Origin of the sequence: Acinetobacter sp. ANC 4178 (assembly GCF_004331175.1) — a bacterium.
GTDB lineage: Bacteria > Pseudomonadota > Gammaproteobacteria > Pseudomonadales > Moraxellaceae > Acinetobacter.
This window is the reverse complement of record NZ_SJOD01000002.1, coordinates 285,720-301,394: the sequence shown is the minus strand read 5'-3', so window position 1 is coordinate 301,394 and position 15,675 is coordinate 285,720. Positions and strand designations below refer to the sequence as shown.

Annotated in this window: 12 protein-coding genes; 6 read left to right on the top strand and 6 right to left on the bottom strand. The window is 41.6% G+C overall.

The features are described 5' to 3' along the window. Window positions 1-35 precede the first annotated feature (35 nt). Complete coding sequence (locus E0H87_RS05680; RefSeq protein ID WP_131322716.1) at window positions 36-2,183, bottom strand: TonB-dependent receptor domain-containing protein; 2,148 nt, start codon at window positions 2,181-2,183, stop codon at window positions 36-38. Between the two features lie 268 nt (window positions 2,184-2,451). Between E0H87_RS05680 and tig the strand changes: the two genes are divergently transcribed. From tig to E0H87_RS05660, 4 genes are all read left to right on the top strand, one after another. Continuing rightward, complete coding sequence (gene tig, locus E0H87_RS05675; RefSeq protein WP_131322715.1) at window positions 2,452-3,783, top strand: trigger factor; 1,332 nt, start codon at window positions 2,452-2,454, stop codon at window positions 3,781-3,783. 191 nt (window positions 3,784-3,974) lie between these two features. Then, on the top strand, window positions 3,975-4,580 hold the full coding sequence (gene clpP, locus E0H87_RS05670; RefSeq protein ID WP_016168229.1) for an ATP-dependent Clp endopeptidase proteolytic subunit ClpP: 606 nt from the start codon (window positions 3,975-3,977) through the stop codon (window positions 4,578-4,580). Between the two features lie 28 nt (window positions 4,581-4,608). Next, window positions 4,609-5,919: an ATP-dependent protease ATP-binding subunit ClpX gene (gene clpX, locus E0H87_RS05665; RefSeq protein ID WP_131322714.1), complete on the top strand. Its 1,311-nt coding sequence runs from the start codon at window positions 4,609-4,611 to the stop codon at window positions 5,917-5,919. Between the two features lie 168 nt (window positions 5,920-6,087). Continuing rightward, on the top strand, window positions 6,088-6,801 hold the full coding sequence (locus tag E0H87_RS05660; protein ID WP_131322713.1) for a DUF2846 domain-containing protein: 714 nt from the start codon (window positions 6,088-6,090) through the stop codon (window positions 6,799-6,801). Window positions 6,802-6,806: 5 nt separating this feature from the next. On the opposite strand, the gene E0H87_RS05655 is transcribed toward E0H87_RS05660, so the two are convergent. The 3 genes from E0H87_RS05655 to E0H87_RS05645 form a co-directional block, all read right to left on the bottom strand. Then, on the bottom strand, window positions 6,807-7,355 hold the full coding sequence (locus tag E0H87_RS05655; protein ID WP_131322712.1) for a DUF2059 domain-containing protein: 549 nt from the start codon (window positions 7,353-7,355) through the stop codon (window positions 6,807-6,809). A 107-nt stretch (window positions 7,356-7,462) separates the two neighbouring features. Next, window positions 7,463-8,989, bottom strand: coding sequence for a fumarate hydratase (locus E0H87_RS05650; RefSeq protein ID WP_116758616.1), 1,527 nt, complete (start codon window positions 8,987-8,989; stop codon window positions 7,463-7,465). 522 nt (window positions 8,990-9,511) lie between these two features. Then, the gene (locus E0H87_RS05645; RefSeq protein WP_131322711.1) at window positions 9,512-10,381 is read right to left on the bottom strand and encodes a helix-turn-helix transcriptional regulator; all 870 of its coding nucleotides are present in this window, start codon (window positions 10,379-10,381) and stop codon (window positions 9,512-9,514) included. Window positions 10,382-10,561: 180 nt separating this feature from the next. On the opposite strand from E0H87_RS05645, the gene E0H87_RS05640 reads away from it, so the two are divergent. Together E0H87_RS05640 and E0H87_RS05635 are read left to right on the top strand one after the other, a co-directional pair. Further along, the gene (locus E0H87_RS05640; RefSeq protein ID WP_131322710.1) at window positions 10,562-11,467 is read left to right on the top strand and encodes a DMT family transporter; all 906 of its coding nucleotides are present in this window, start codon (window positions 10,562-10,564) and stop codon (window positions 11,465-11,467) included. 55 nt (window positions 11,468-11,522) lie between these two features. Beyond that, a complete protein-coding gene (locus tag E0H87_RS05635) occupies window positions 11,523-12,140 on the top strand; it encodes a class I SAM-dependent DNA methyltransferase (protein ID WP_131322709.1) in 618 nt (205 codons plus the stop codon). A gap of 88 nt (window positions 12,141-12,228) precedes the next feature. On the opposite strand, the gene pta is transcribed toward E0H87_RS05635, so the two are convergent. Together pta and E0H87_RS05625 are read right to left on the bottom strand one after the other, a co-directional pair. Beyond that, complete coding sequence (gene pta / locus E0H87_RS05630; RefSeq protein WP_131322708.1) at window positions 12,229-14,388, bottom strand: phosphate acetyltransferase; 2,160 nt, start codon at window positions 14,386-14,388, stop codon at window positions 12,229-12,231. Window positions 14,389-14,438: 50 nt separating this feature from the next. Next, window positions 14,439-15,662, bottom strand: a complete 1,224-nt coding sequence (locus E0H87_RS05625; RefSeq protein WP_131322707.1) for an acetate/propionate family kinase — start codon at window positions 15,660-15,662, stop codon at window positions 14,439-14,441. Window positions 15,663-15,675: the final 13 nt, after the last annotated feature.

The window sequence follows — 15,675 nt, the reverse complement described above, 5'->3', positions numbered from 1 at the left end:
TGCTAATGCAGGGTTTTTTATTGGGATTTTGGATTTTAGAAATCGTAAGAAATAGATAACCAGTAGTTACGTCCAGAAATATATGTTCCAGACATAGCAGAACCTATAGAAAGGTATTTATATGCTTGTTGTGCATCACCATTTAGGTCGTAATAGTCCATGTATTCGGTAAAGTCTTTATCTAGCAAATTATTTACAGCCGCATTAATACGTATCTGATCATTGAGCTGATAACTACCACCCAAGTTAAATAGGTTATAGCCAGCGAACTCATTATCGGTTTGCTTTTGAATATTCAGTGCATCGCCAGTTTGGCTTTCTAGGTAGCGAGGACGACCAGACTGATATTCATGTTGTAACCATAGATCAAATGCATCATTGATATGCCATGTCGATGTGAGGTTGAATAAATGTTTAGCTGTTGACTCGAGTGCATAACCTTTGTTTTCGCCTTTGGTAATCTCAGATTCGGTAAAGGTATAGGCCGCTTTAATATCCCACTCGGGAATGATTTGATATTTTAATGAGGTTTCGAGGCCATAGATTTCTGCCTCATCTGCATTAAAGCTCTTGGAATAAGATGTTACACCGTTGCCCAATCCCGAACAGTCGCTGATACTGCAATTAAATTCTTTAGATACGGTTTTATCTTTAACAACATTAAAAAATGCTGTGGTATTAAAATCCAATCGATCTGAAGGCTGATAATTTAAGCCTAGTTCATAATTGACCGAGGTTTCAGGCTTTAAATCTGGATTACCTAGAACAGGAGTGGTTCCTTGCCCACTAAAATTGATTATTCCATTGTGTAAAGCTTTAGCCGAAGGGGCTTTATAACCCGTACTCACACCGCCTTTAAGGGTTAAGGCATCTGTTGTGTTCCAGACCAGATAAGCGCGTGGACTAAAATGTCCACCAAAACCTGAATGGTCTTCATAGCGTCCCCCAAAGGTAAAATGCAGACTATCCATCAGGTTCCACTCATCTTCTGCATAGAATGAGTAAGAGTCTTTCTCAAACTCAGCGCCTAGACCTGCAATATCATCTACACTTTCAGCTTTTTTGTATTCAGCACCTAAAGTGAGCTTGTGATTTTGGAGTGTAGTAATAATATGACTGTCGGCAACTAAATCTGTATTTTCTAATGTACGATCGCGACCTGCATCAGCATTATTCGGGAAAGTATTGGTCGGAATGGTACGCCCAATCGTTTCCGTTTTGGTTTGGCTAATATAGGTGTTCCATGTGCCGAAGTCATAATTGCCATCATGCCCAAGAGAGTATTGCTCTCGATTAAATTCCAGTTCATCTTTATAACCGCGTGCGCGCGCAGAAGTATCTTCTGTTCCTAAGCGGTTATCAGCATTGCTATAGGTTTGTTTTGACTGAAAAGCATCTACCCAAAGCGAATTTTTCTCATTTAAACTTAGATTTAATTTACCGCCAATATCATAGTTATCTGCTTCACTTGGACGAGGGTCACGTGAGGTCGAGCCAGCAACGATACGTTCAGAGCTTTGACGATCTAAATAGCTGCCACGAAGTTGTAGTCCAAGACGATTTTGAATGAGTGGACCGTTGAGAAGAAAACTGGTTTTCCATGAGTCAGCTTCAGCTTTATGTTCCATTAAATTGCCACTTACTGTGACATTACCATTCCATTCATTGCTGATTTTTTTGGTAATAATATTAATAACACCACCCATCGCCTCGGAACCATAACGAGTCGCCATAGGGCCTCGAATCACTTCGATGCGTTCAATCGCGGAAAGAGGTGGAAGAAAGCTATTTGATGTTTCTCCAAAGCCGTTTGGCGTAACGTCAGAAGATGTAGTTTGGCGGCGTCCATCAATTAAGACGAGGCTGTAATCATTGCCCAAACCGCGCATTTTAATGTTTAAGCCTGCGGTTTTACCCACGCCCGAGCGAATGTCAATTCCAGGTACATCAGCCAGTAGGTCTGCAATACTCGTGGCATTTTTCTTTTCAATATCTTCTTTGGTGACTACGCTAATAGAAGCGGGCGCATTTTTTATATCTTGTTCAAACCCCGCAGCAGAAACCACAATGGTTGAAAGTTGATGCGTCGAGGAGGGAGTTTCGGAACTGCTTTCTGCAAATGCAGTACTGCTGGATAAACCAAGAATCGCAAGGCTAAGTGGACGAAGGTTGAACATACTCATAAATAGAATTCCAGATTTGGACGAGATAAATAGCTGAAAAATAATGTAAATATAATAATTGTGCATATAATAATGATAAAGTTTATCATTTGCAATAAAAAACCGTTTGAAAATGAGGAAATGATCGGAAATTTAGAAAATTAACCAAAAGATCATAAGAAATTAGATAAAATCTTGTAGTTTAAACATCCAGTTTTGTATATCTTTGAATGTTGTCATATAATGTGGCACTTTTTATAAACTGTAATTACTAAATTTCGAGGAAGCCATGCAAGTAACTTCTGAAGCGGTTTCGGGCGTTGCCCGTCGTTTAAATGTATCTGTACCGACGAGCCGTGTGAACGAGCAATTTGAAGCACGTTTAAAACGCACTGCTAAAACTGTAAAGATTAACGGCTTCCGTCCAGGTAAAGTGCCATTAAACGTAGTTCGCCGTGAATATGGCGCGGGTATTTACCAAGAAGTGGTAAATGACGTTATCCGTGACACAGTATTCGAAGCAATTCAACAAGAAAAAATCAATGCTGTTGGCATGCCAAACATTGATAAAGTGGAAAACAAAGACGACGCGCTTGTATATGAAGCGACTGTTGAAGTTTATCCAGAAGTTGACGTGAAATTTGACGGTCTAGAAGTTGAACGTAAAGCAGCAACAGTAGAAGACAAAGACGTTGATCAAATGATCGAAAACCTTCAGAAGCAACGTGCTTCTTGGGCTGAAACGAAAGGCATGGCTAAAAAAGACATGCAAGTGACTTTCGACTTTGAAGGTACTGTTGATGGTGAGAAGTTTGAAGGCGGTGCTGCTGAAGACTTTAAACTAGTTTTAGGTTCTGGTCGTATGATCCCTGGCTTCGAAGACGGTATCGTTGGTATGAAGAAAGGCGAAGAGAAAGTAATTGATGTAACTTTCCCTGAAGACTACCAAGCAGAGAACCTTGCAGGTAAAGCAGCTCAATTCAAAATTACTGTGAAGCTTGTTGAAAAACAAAAACTTCCAGAAGTTGATGCTGAATTCCTTAAAATCTTCGGTTTAACTGAAGAAGAAGGCGTTGAAAAATTAAAAGCTGACGTGCGTAAAAACATGGAACGCGAAGTAAAAAATGGTTTGCGTAACCAAGTGAAAGGCGCTGCTTTTGATGCGCTTGTAGCTGCAAACGAAGTTGAACTTCCAGCTGCAATGGTTGCTCAAGAAGTTGACCGTCAACGTCAACAAATGATCCAACAATTCACGCAACAGTTTGGTGCTCAAGGTGCGAAAGCATTTGACAGCAGCATGCTTCCAGATGAATTGTTCAAAGAACAAGCTGAGAAATCTGTAAAACTTGGCGTATTGGTAAGCAAAGTATTGGCTGATGCTAAACTTGAAGTTGACCAAGCTCGCGTTGAAGCTTACATCGAAGACATGGCTTCTTCTTACGAAGATCCAACTGAAGTGATTGAATACTTCAAAAATGACAAACAACAACGTTCACAAATTGAAGCTGTTGTATTAGAAGATCAAGTTGTTGATCACATTTTAGCAGCTGCGAAAGTAACTGATAAAGCGGTGAGCTATGAAGAATTGTTGAAAGAGCAACAAGCTCGTCAACAAGGCTAATTCAGCTTGAATTAAAAAAGGCGCTTTGAGCGCCTTTTTTTATCTCAACAAGATATCGGCTTGTCCTATATTCACAAAGCTTATGCAAAAAATATCTGTTATTTAATGGGGAATATTTTGCAATTTCGGTCATTATCCCTCATATTGTGGATATGGGTTAAGTCACAAAAAATCTAGGAATAAATAAACGTATGTATGTTCCAACTATTGAAAACGCGTTAGTCCCAGTTGTAGTTGAGCAATCGTCTCGTGGTGAACGTTCATTTGATATTTTTTCGCGCCTCTTGCGTGAACGCGTTATTTTTTTAACGGGTGAAGTGGAAGACAACATGGCCAATTTAATTGTGGCTCAGATGTTGTTTTTAGAAGCAGAGAACCCAGATAAAGATATTCACTTATACATTAATTCACCAGGTGGTTCAGTTACTGCGGGTATGGCAATTTACGATACCATGCAGTTTATTAAGCCTGATGTGGTGACATATTGTATGGGTCAAGCCGCATCAATGGGTGCATTCTTGTTGAATGCCGGTGCGAAAGGGAAACGTTACTGTTTAGAAAATGCACGTGTTATGATTCACCAGCCACTCGGTGGTTTCCGTGGACAAGCATCGGATATTGAAATCCATGCCCGTGAGATTCTTTTCATTAAAGAGCGTTTAAACCGTTTGATGGCAGAACATAGTGGTCAAGACTATGAAACTGTGGCAAGAGATACAGACCGTGACAACTTTATGACTGCGCAGGCAGCAAAAGAATACGGTCTTGTGGATGAAGTGCTTAGCAAACGTCCATAAGTTTTAAGATTTTAGTATTGGAGTAAATATGTCCGAACATCCTCAAGGACAAAAGCATTGTTCATTTTGCGGTAAAACGCAGTCTGAAGTCGGGAAACTGATTGCAGGTGAGGACGCATACATCTGTAATGAATGTGTGGACGTATGCTTAGACTTAGTGCAAACCAGTCAACAGGTCGAATCTGGTGACTGGGCTGCGAAGCCTTTGCCGAAACCTCAAGAAATTCGTGCTGCATTAGACCAATATGTCATTGGTCAAGATATTGCAAAGAAAACCCTGTCAGTTGCAGTGTATAACCACTATAAACGTCTTAAAGCGACGCATGGTGGGCATAAGCACGATGACGCAGTTGAGATTGCGAAAAGTAATATCTTGTTGGTTGGACCAACAGGTTCAGGTAAAACCTTACTTGCTCAAACCTTAGCGCGTTTACTTGATGTCCCATTTGCCATGGCAGATGCAACGACTCTGACCGAAGCGGGTTATGTCGGTGAAGATGTTGAAAACATCGTGCAAAAGTTATTGCAAAAAGCAGATTACGATGTAGAAAAGGCACAAAAAGGCATTATCTACATTGATGAGATTGATAAAATCACACGTAAGTCTGAAAACCCATCGATCACGCGTGATGTGTCGGGTGAAGGTGTACAACAAGCTTTGTTGAAAATGATTGAAGGCACAGTGGCTTCGATTCCACCTCAAGGTGGTCGTAAACATCCGCAGCAAGAATTCATTCAAATTGATACGTCTAACATCTTATTTATCTGTGGTGGTGCATTCTCTGGTTTAGAGAAGATTGTGCAGCAGCGTCAGGAAAAAGGTGGTATTGGTTTTACAGCAGATGTAAAGAAAAAAGATGAAAGCAAACAGCTTTCAGATTTGTTCCGCCAAGTTGAAGCAACAGATTTAGTCAAGTTCGGTTTAATCCCTGAATTCATTGGTCGTTTACCTGTTATTGCAACATTGGACGAACTGGATGAAGAAGCATTAATGCAAATTTTGACAGAACCAAAGAATGCATTAACACGTCAGTATCAGCATTTGTTCGATATGGAACATGTAGATCTTGTGTTTGAAGATTCGGCATTACGTGCGGTTGCGAAAAAAGCGCTTGAACGTAATACGGGTGCGCGTGGTCTGCGTTCAATTTTGGAAAATGCCTTACTTGAAGTGATGTATGACTTACCAAGCCGTAGCGATGTGGGTACTGTGGTGGTAAATGAAGCCGTGATTAATGGTACTGCAAAACCTGAATTACAGCCTGAACGTCAACCGAAGACAGCGACTGAAGATGCAAATAAAGTTGATTTGAAAGTGATTAACTCAAAATCTGCTTAATTTGTTATTCGTCTGAAACGTGCGGAAATTTATGATTTCCGCACGTTTTTTTATTTGCAAGCCAAAAACTGAATGTTAATCTTGGGCAAAGGCGAGGATGCCTAGAAAATGGAAGATATCCAAGATCTACCCTAATAAATAAAAGAAAATACGTGGTGAGGGAAAATCATGCGTTCGCTTTATCTTGTGTTATGTAGCAGTTTATTTTTATTCGGATGCCATAAGCAGGCAGTTTTAGAACAACCTGAATTAAGCTCTACGTTGCATTCAGTGGATACCAGTCAGGCTCCAGGAATGGTTGAACAATACCGATTCGGGATGACTTCGGTGGGTGGTTGGGTCAATCAAAAATTAGGTCAACGTTACCAACCTGTGCAGGCACAGCATGATCAGGCTGCTGTGGTCTATCTCTATCGTCCAGACAGTCGATGGAATCGTCAAGAAATTGTGGCTTCCAGTCTTTTTATCAATAAACAGCGAATTCCGAGTTTACTGAATAATCATTATTATTGGTTGGAGCTTCCAGCAGGAACTTATCGTCTATCGAGCAGTCGACCTTTGGGCATTCAGCATTTTCAAAAGCCAAAATATTTGGATTTTACTGTCGAAGCAGGTAAGAGTTATTACGTGAAATATGATGAAGAGAATCTGAATACACGTAAGGAAGTTTCGGGACCGTTAATTTTAGTACCGAACACAATTGGGCAAAATGAAATTGCATTTACCCAACTGAAATCTGCAAGTTATAACTTTGTGGCGCAAGACCAACAAACAGGCGAGGTGCGTCATAAAGCACAAAAAATTAAAGCAGCAAAATATGATATTCAATCTGATGTGCAACTTACACAACCCTTTAAAATTTGGGATATTCGTACGTGGTAATCTGGTTATTTGCTCTTTTTTACCTGTTTGAATAATGGCTCAAGTGTTTGTGCTACTTGCTGATTGATTTCGTCTTGCGTTGCAGGGTCTTGCATCATTTGTGCAGACATATCAATACTGTTACGCATGATTTCGCTCATCATTTTGCTACTTTTCTTGCTAATTGATTGTCCAACAGGTGTTTCAAGAAATTGAATATTGGCAAGGACTTCTTCTTCAGTGAAGGTCTGCATATAGACATCTTTTAGCATTTGCATAAATTTTGGATCAGAAATTAATTTACCGCTGAACGAGGCCGTAATATCTGCAATTTGCTGCGCAGCTTTTTGTTGTTCGGCATTTAGTGTGGTCGTTTTAAACATATTTTTGAGCATTTCTTCTGCTTGCTGTTCATAGACAGGACGCATTTCCTGTTGGGATTGGGCTAAAGTGCCTTTAATGTCGCTCAGTACAAGGGCTTTTTCGACAGATGCCTCGGTTGCAGGTTTTGCAAAAGTGCTGAAACTGAGTGTACAAAGTGCAAGTGTGGTCAGGATATGGCTTAATTTTTTCATAATATTTAGAATGAATGATCGTTATAGAAAGATAAATTTTGGGCAAAAAAATACCCTTAACAAGACCTTAGCATGTTAAGGGTATTGAAAAAAGCAAAACTTAGGGTTTAGCCCGCTGCAGCATCTACTACAGGAATTTTGCCAATTTTCGCTTGCCAGATTTTCGGTGCTGTTGCGTGAATAGACGTACCGTTTACATCAACCGCAACTGATACAGGCATGTCTTTAACCACAAACTTGTAAATCGCTTCCATACCTAAGTCAGCAAAGGCAACTACTTCGGCTTCACGAATCGCTTTAGACACAAGGTAAGCTGCGCCGCCCACTGCCATCAAGTAAGTCGCTTTGTTGTCTTTGATGGCTTCAACAGCCGCTGGACCACGGTCAGCTTTACCAATCATACCGAACATGCCAGTCGCTTCTAAAACTTGGCGAGTGAACTTGTCCATACGTGTTGCTGTTGTAGGGCCAGCAGGACCAACCACTTCATCACCGACTGGGTCTACAGGACCTACGTAGTAAATGAATTTACCTTTAAGGTCAACTGGAAGCTCTTCACCATTGTTCAACATGTCAACCATACGTTTGTGCGCAGCGTCACGACCTGTATAAATTGTACCGTTAAGCAATAATGTGTCGCCTGGTTGCCATGCGTTCATTTCTTCTTGAGTAATCGTATCTAGGTCTACACGTTTAGAACTTGAAGAATCCCAAGTAACAGAAGGGTAGTCTTCAAGTTTCGGTGCTTGAATATGTGCAACACCTGAACCATCTAATTGGAAGTGTGCGTGACGCGTTGCTGCACAGTTTGGAATCATGCCGACTGGTTTGCCCGCAGCATGACATGGGTAGTCTTTAATTTTAATATCAAGAACTGTGGTTAAGCCGCCCAGACCTTGTGCACCAATACCAAGTGCATTTACTTTTTCGAAGATTTCCATACGAAGTTCTTCGATTTTATTTTCAGGCCCACGACGAAGTAGTTCGTCCATGTTGATTTCTTCCATGAGCGATTCTTTTGCAAGCATCATGGCTTTTTCAGCAGTACCACCAATACCAATACCGAGCATACCAGGAGGACACCAGCCTGCACCCATCGTTGGAACAGTTTTCAGTACCCAGTCCACAATCGAATCAGATGGGTTTAGCATTGCCAGTTTAGATTTGTTTTCTGAACCGCCACCTTTGGCTGCAACCGTAATGTCCACTTTGTTGCCTGGAACAAGCTTGTGGTAAATCACAGCAGGTGTGTTGTCTTTGGTGTTTTTACGACCAAAAGCAGGATCAGCCAAAACAGATGCACGAAGTACGTTTGAGTTTTCTAAGTAACCTTGGCGTACACCTTCATTAATTGCATCATCGAGGCTCATGGTTAAATCGAATTTAACATCCATGCCCACTTCAACAAATACGTTAACAATACCAGTATCTTGGCAGATTGGACGATGACCTTCTGCACACATACGAGAGTTAATCAAGATTTGTGCAATGGCGTCTTTCGCAGCTTTGTTTTCTTCACGGTCGTACGCACGGCTCATCGCTTGGATGAAGTCTTGCGGGTGATAGTACGAAATGAATTGAAGCGCGTCCTTGACCGAAGTGATCAAGTCATCTTGCTTGATAATAGTTGTCATATCAAATATCTCTTGAGCGGGCTGTTAGCTAGCGGGCTAAATTATAAGGTATAACGTCACGGTTGTGGGTGTTTTGCTGCATTTTTGGGCTAAAGTTTAATGGATAAAATCGGTTATCAAGTATGAGATCTTTCACATGAGATATCTCAATAAACGGTTTTATTCATTTAAAAAGTAGCAGGATGGATGGGTGATTTAAATTTAACCTATTGAATTGATTGTCTTTAGTGTGTAGGAAATTTGAATGAATTTTAAAATGACAGGATTGTCATAAATTTGTCATAAAACTTTCACATAATATCCGCATCCCAAACAGAGCGTTTCGTTATGGCATCTGCAATTCTAATGGTTGTTGGTTTTAGTTGTTTTATTGCGGCAACATGGTTTTACGGTCAAAAAGAAGATCAGGCTTAAGCTTTATCTTCTTTTTTTGTTTTAAGCTTTCTTCAAATCTTCAAATCTTCAAATCTTCAAATCTTCAAATCTTCAAATCTTCAAATCTTCAAAAGTCTCTTTTTAAGATCAGGTTTTTCGCGTTTTTTGCATTTGCGAAGGCGAATAGCCAAAGTGGTTTTTAAAACGATGACTAAAATGGCTGCTGGAACTAAATCCATATTGCGTTGAAACTTCTGTGATTGTGGCCGTGGTGGTTTGTAATGTCTGATGTGCCAATTCCAGTCGTCGTAGCATCACATATTGATGCGGTGGCATATGCATCGACCGTTTAAACATATGCGCAAAGTGATATTCACTGAGCTGGGTTTGTTGTGCCAAATCGGACAGGGTTAAACTTAAATGTAGATGCTGATCAATCCATTGTAAAAGTTGTTTGAGGATATAAGGTGATAGTCCTCCTTTGACTTCGGGAGCTTGCCACTCACTATGACTATAATTTTTAATTAAATGATTTAACAACAAAGTGGTGGCAGTACTCATCTGTAAGTGATTTTCACGATTCTGCCAAGCACCACTCAGTAAAAAGTGTCGATAGATCATCGCAATTTGCGGGTCGGCGACAAAGCTCTGTGGATTTAACTGTATTTGGCTTGGTTCACGGTCCCAGACTTGTTCGGCTACGCGTTTTAAGTGTTGTTCAGTGTAGTACAAGTGCACGAAGGTTAGCGGATCACGTAAATCCCAAGTGGATTCAAAATCCTGTGGCATCAGGCACATATGGTCGGGGCCGCCACCATTCTGCCAACCGTGAACGGTCTTTTGATAACTGTGATAGCCACCTTGAATGTACATACTTAAAGTGTGGTGATTACTACAGACCTGTACGCAGTCTTGGTTATTTTGCCACATGGCGAGCTGCATGCCTGAACCCAATTCGACTGAGTCGAGAAGTTGGGCTTTGTGTTGTTGTAATTGATCTAGAATCTGATAGTTCATCTTCTACACGCAGTGCCAAATTGAGTAACTAGTGTAGGACTTCTATTCGGTCTTGTCATCCGTGGGTAAAATTCGATAAAAAATCACAAGTTGATGATAATGACCGCAAGAAGCTGCAAGCATTGAGTTTCTTGGTTTAGAGATAATGTGGTCGACGTCATTAGCTTGGATTGAAATTGAATGAATGCGCTGTTATATGCTTTGGTTGTGGTGATCTGGGGAACGACATGGATTGCCATTAGCCTACAACAACAAAGCGGAATATCAGCCAATGTGGCGGTGTTCTGGCGCTTTTTTATTTCGGCAATGGTGTTGTTTGCTTTTATTGCGCTGTGGCGTAAATTGCAAAAACTAACAGTGAAAGATCATCTGTTTTGTATGTTACAGGCCTTCTGTATTTTTGGTTTTAACTTTGTTTGTTTTTATTATGCAGTGCAATATGTCAGCAGTGGCTTAGAAGCCGTGATTTTTTCTATGGCGGTCATCTTCAACACTTTGAATGCCAAACTGTTTTTTGCACAGCAAATTTCGTCTCGGTTTTATCCTGCGGCTTTGCTTGGGGTGCTTGGGATGATAGCTCTGTTCTGGCAAGATGTGGTTGGCACCACATTAAACAGTCAAACCTTATTGGGGATTTCACTGTGTGTACTCGGAACTTATGGGTTTTCGTTGGGCAATATGATTAGTACACGCCATCAGAAAAATGGATTGGATATTTTTACCACCAATGCTTATGGCATGTCGTATGGTGCTCTTTTAATGGCATTCATTTCATATGTACAACAGGACGATTTTTTTCCAACGATGCCTTTAAGTGCGATTTCAGCTTTAATTTATTTGGCACTTTTTGGTTCGGTGATTGGTTTTACTGCCTATTTCTATTTGGTGGGGCGTATTGGTTCGGGCAAGGCGGCATACAGCACTTTGCTATTTCCATTGGTGGCTTTGGTGATTTCAACAGTGTGGGAAGCTTATCAATGGCATTGGAATGCGGTGATTGGCGTGATTCTAATTTTATGTGGTAACGCAATTTTCTTTGTTAAACTGCCACAGTCAAAGGCTGTACAACTGTCTAAACAAAGCTGAGTCTTGCATCGATGATAAGCAGTGAATTCATGTTTTCAATGTTATAAAAAATATTATGCCAAACAATCATCTATCAGAAAATATTATTGAGCTTTATCAGAAGTATGCACGTGAATGGGTGGCATTGCGTGGAGAGTGGTTATTTGAAAAAGTGTGGTTGGATCGCATGTTGGCGTTGCTACCAGATCAAGCCAATGTTTTGGATTTAGGTTGTGGGGCGGGGAAACCGATCGCCGCTTATTTAATTGAACAGGGTTGCACAATAACAGGTGTAGACAGTGCAGAAGCAATGTTGATGATGGCGCGAGCAAATTTTCCCGAACAAACGTGGCTTCACGCGGACATGCGCCAACTCAATCTAGAACAAAAATTTGATGCAATTTTGGCGTGGGACAGTTTTTTTCATTTGACGCAAGACGATCAACGGCAGATGTTTGCTCAATTTGCATCACATGCCAAATCGGGAACCATGCTGATGTTTAGCAGTGGTCCTACACACGGTGAAGCGATTGGGGAGCTGTTTGGTCACGCGTTATATCATGCCAGTTTAGCCCCAGAAGAATACCGTCATTTATTGGCTCAATATGGTTTTGAGGTGCTGAAAATGGTGTCGGAAGATCCTGAATGTACAGGGCATACCGTGTGGTTGGCGAAAAAGCTTGAATCACTTTAGATATTTGGGAATAAATGGGCAATTGGATGGATTGGGCAAAGCAAAAAAAACCACTCTCGAAAGAGTGGTTTGGAAAACCGAAAATGACTTAAGAGGCTTTGCTGGCTTTGGCTTCGACTTGCTGTTCTGCTTGAATCGCAGTCAGTGCAATCGTGAATACAATATCATCCACCAATGCCCCACGAGACAAGTCATTTACAGGTTTGTTCAACCCTTGCAGCATTGGTCCAACGCTCACCACATTGGCAGAACGTTGTACCGCTTTATACGTGGTGTTGCCTGTATTTAAATCTGGGAAAATAAAGACATTTGCACGACCTGCAACTTTAGAGTCTGGTGCTTTCGAGCGCCCCACACTTTCGACAGAAGCTGCATCGTACTGTAATGGACCATCAATCAAGAGATCAGGGCGACGCTGTTTGGCAATCGCTGTTGCTTGAGCCACTTTTTCGACTTCTACGCCTGCACCCGAAGTCCCTGTAGAGTAAGAAATCATGGCAATGCGTGGGTCAATGCCGAATGCTTTTGCTGAATCTGCCGATTGAATGGCAATTTCCGCCAGTTGTTCCGCATCTGGGTCTGGATTAATCGCACAGTCACCGTAAACATAGACTTCATCAGGCAACAGCATAAAGAATACTGAAGAAACCAATGAATATTCAGGTGCAGTTTTAATTAACTGAAATGCAGGGCGAACCGTATTGGCTGTGGTATGAACTGCACCAGAAACCAAACCATCAACTTGATCCAGCGCCAACATCATTGTGCCTAGAACGACGGTGTCTTGCAGTTGTTCACGGGCCTGTAATTCGTTGATTTTGCCTTTACGTAACTCGACCATCGGCGTGACATAGTTTTCACGAATCAGGTCTGGGTCAATAATTTCAAGGTCAAATGGCAACTCGATATTACGTGCTTTTGCCACCTCAACCACAGCTTCTGGTTTTGCCAAAAGAATACATTGGGCAATGCCACGAGATTGACAGATTGCTGCGGCTTGAATCGTACGTGGTTCATCACCTTCAGGTAATACAATGCGCTTTTTGGCATGAATGGATTTTTGCACCAGTTCGTGACGGAAAGCAGAAGGAGACAAACGTGGATTGTAAGTGCCCTTCAAGAGTAGAGCGAGCCATTCTTCATTAATGTGGCTAGACACAAAGCGGGTGACTTGCTCGGCACGTTCAGTGTCATCTACTGGAATTTCATTGCTTAAATTCATTAAGCTTTGGGCAGTTTCAAACGTACTCAGTGGGGTATGTAAGATTGGTAAGCCTTGTTTAATTGCAGCTTGGCAGAAATCTAGAATTTGACTGTTAGGTGCATGATGTTCAGTCAATAATAGACCCGCAAGCGGCGTCCCATTACTGCTGGCTAAGCTACTTGCCAATAAAACATCAATACGGTCTGAAGCACTAATGATTAATTCGCCAGCAACAAACTTATCTAGTTCGTGTTCAATATTGGCTGCAATCAGGCTGCTGTGCAACACACGACGTTGTAAAGCTTCGCCTTGGCTAATCCATTCAGCTTGTAAATTGGCTGCCAAATCAGACATGCGCGGTACGCTCAGTGTATTACTGAATGGTACCAGACCAATGACGGGCAACTGCGCTGTACCAATATGGGCATGAGTTTTTTGAATATCTGCTACAAATTTGTTGGTATCACTTACTAAGCGTAGGCTTGGATCGAAGGTTAATGGAATTTGTGCAGAACCTTCAGGCAAGCCTTTGGTACGCATGAATAGCACCCCAGCAGTACGATCACTCGATGCACCACCAAAATGACGCAGTTGAGCTTCGACTTTTTCAGCTGTTGCAGAGGCTTTATGAATATCGGCATTGCTCACGATAATGACTTTAGCATCTAATGCTTTTGCTAAAGCGGCATTCAGTTCAGAGGCAAAAGCATCACGTGCGTTTGGTAATAAACCTTCAACAATAATAATGTCATGTTTTTTTGCAATTTGACGATGTAAGCGAACAGCTTCTTCCAGCAGTTCATCACTTTCGCCACAGTTTAATTGCTGAGTGACGGTTGCATAGGGAATGGGTTCAACGGTTTCACTTTTGGTAAGATGCTGAAAAAGTGCGCTGGTACGATCAGCTTCAATTTTAGTTTCTTGAGAAAAAGGTTTTAGAAAGCCAGCTTTAACACCTTGGCATTCTAAAGCATAGCTTAAACCTAAACATGCCGATGTTAGGCCAACGCCTTCACCAGTTGGGACTAAAAGAATTGTTTTCATAGTCGTTATGTATTCATTAAAAATAGGAAAGGCAATCAAGGCGCGATTGCTTAAGCAATCGCGGCAGTTGATTCAGGCTTTTTTGCGGTTGTCTGATTAACCTCATGGTCGACAACGCTAGCTGTCTCTTTGGCAATGCGACCTTCTTCATCAGTTGGAATGACCCAAATTTGTGGACCAGTCCCTGCATCAATACGCCCTTCAGTACCACGTTTAAGGCTGTTGTTTTGCTCTTTATTTAGGTTAAAGCCGAAGTGTGGTAAGTATGTCATGGTTTTTTCACGGATATAGGCAGAGTTTTCACCAATACCACCTGTGAAGAACAAACCATCTAAGCGTGGTAAACCACAGCTAAGTCCAGCTAAAGATTTTGCAAGGCGATAGCAGAAAACTTCAATCGCTAAAGTCGCATCTTCATTACCTTGTTCAGATGCTTCAATCAAAGTGCGCATGTCATTTGAAAGGTTGTCTGATAAACCGAGTAAGCCACTTTCTTTATTCAGCATTTTGTCAATTTTATAGACATCCCAACCTAAGTTAGAGGCTAAGAAACTATGTAAGCTTGGGTCTACATCGCCACTACGTGTCCCCATTACAATGCCTTCAAGTGGCGTTAAGCCCATAGAAGTGTCAACACTTTGACCATTCCAGATGGCACAAGTAGAGCTACCATTGCCGAGATGAGCTGTCAGCCAGCCACCTTGTTTTAAGCTGCCTGCCAACTCAGAACCACGTTCAGATACGTAAGCATGGCTGGTACCGTGGAAGCCGTAGCGACGGACATTGTGTTCAGTGTAGAGGAATTTAGGCACTGCATAGCGGTAAGCGTGTGCAGGCATCGTTTGGTGGAATGCAGTATCAAAGACCGCAACTTGTGGCAATTCAGGGAATAAACGCATCGTTGCGTCAATGCCAACAAGATGAGCAGGGTTGTGAAGCGGTGCAAGCGGCGTCGCTTCACGAATACGTTCAATAATTTCTGGGGTTAGTAATTCAGCTTTGGTCAATGTACCACCATGTACAACGCGATGACCAATGGCTTGAGGGTTATAGTGAGATAGACGCTCTAAGATTGTTTCCAATGCTTTTTCATGATCAGCATGAGGAATAGACAGTTCTAGTGGTGCACCACCAACAGTGACACCTTTAATGCGGGCTTCAGCAGAGCCTAAGTTTTCTGCTAAACCAAAAATACGATCTTCACGGCGTTCTGAAACAAGTGCATATTTAATTGAAGATGAACCGCAGTTAATTACTAATACTGATGTAGACACGTTTAAATACCCG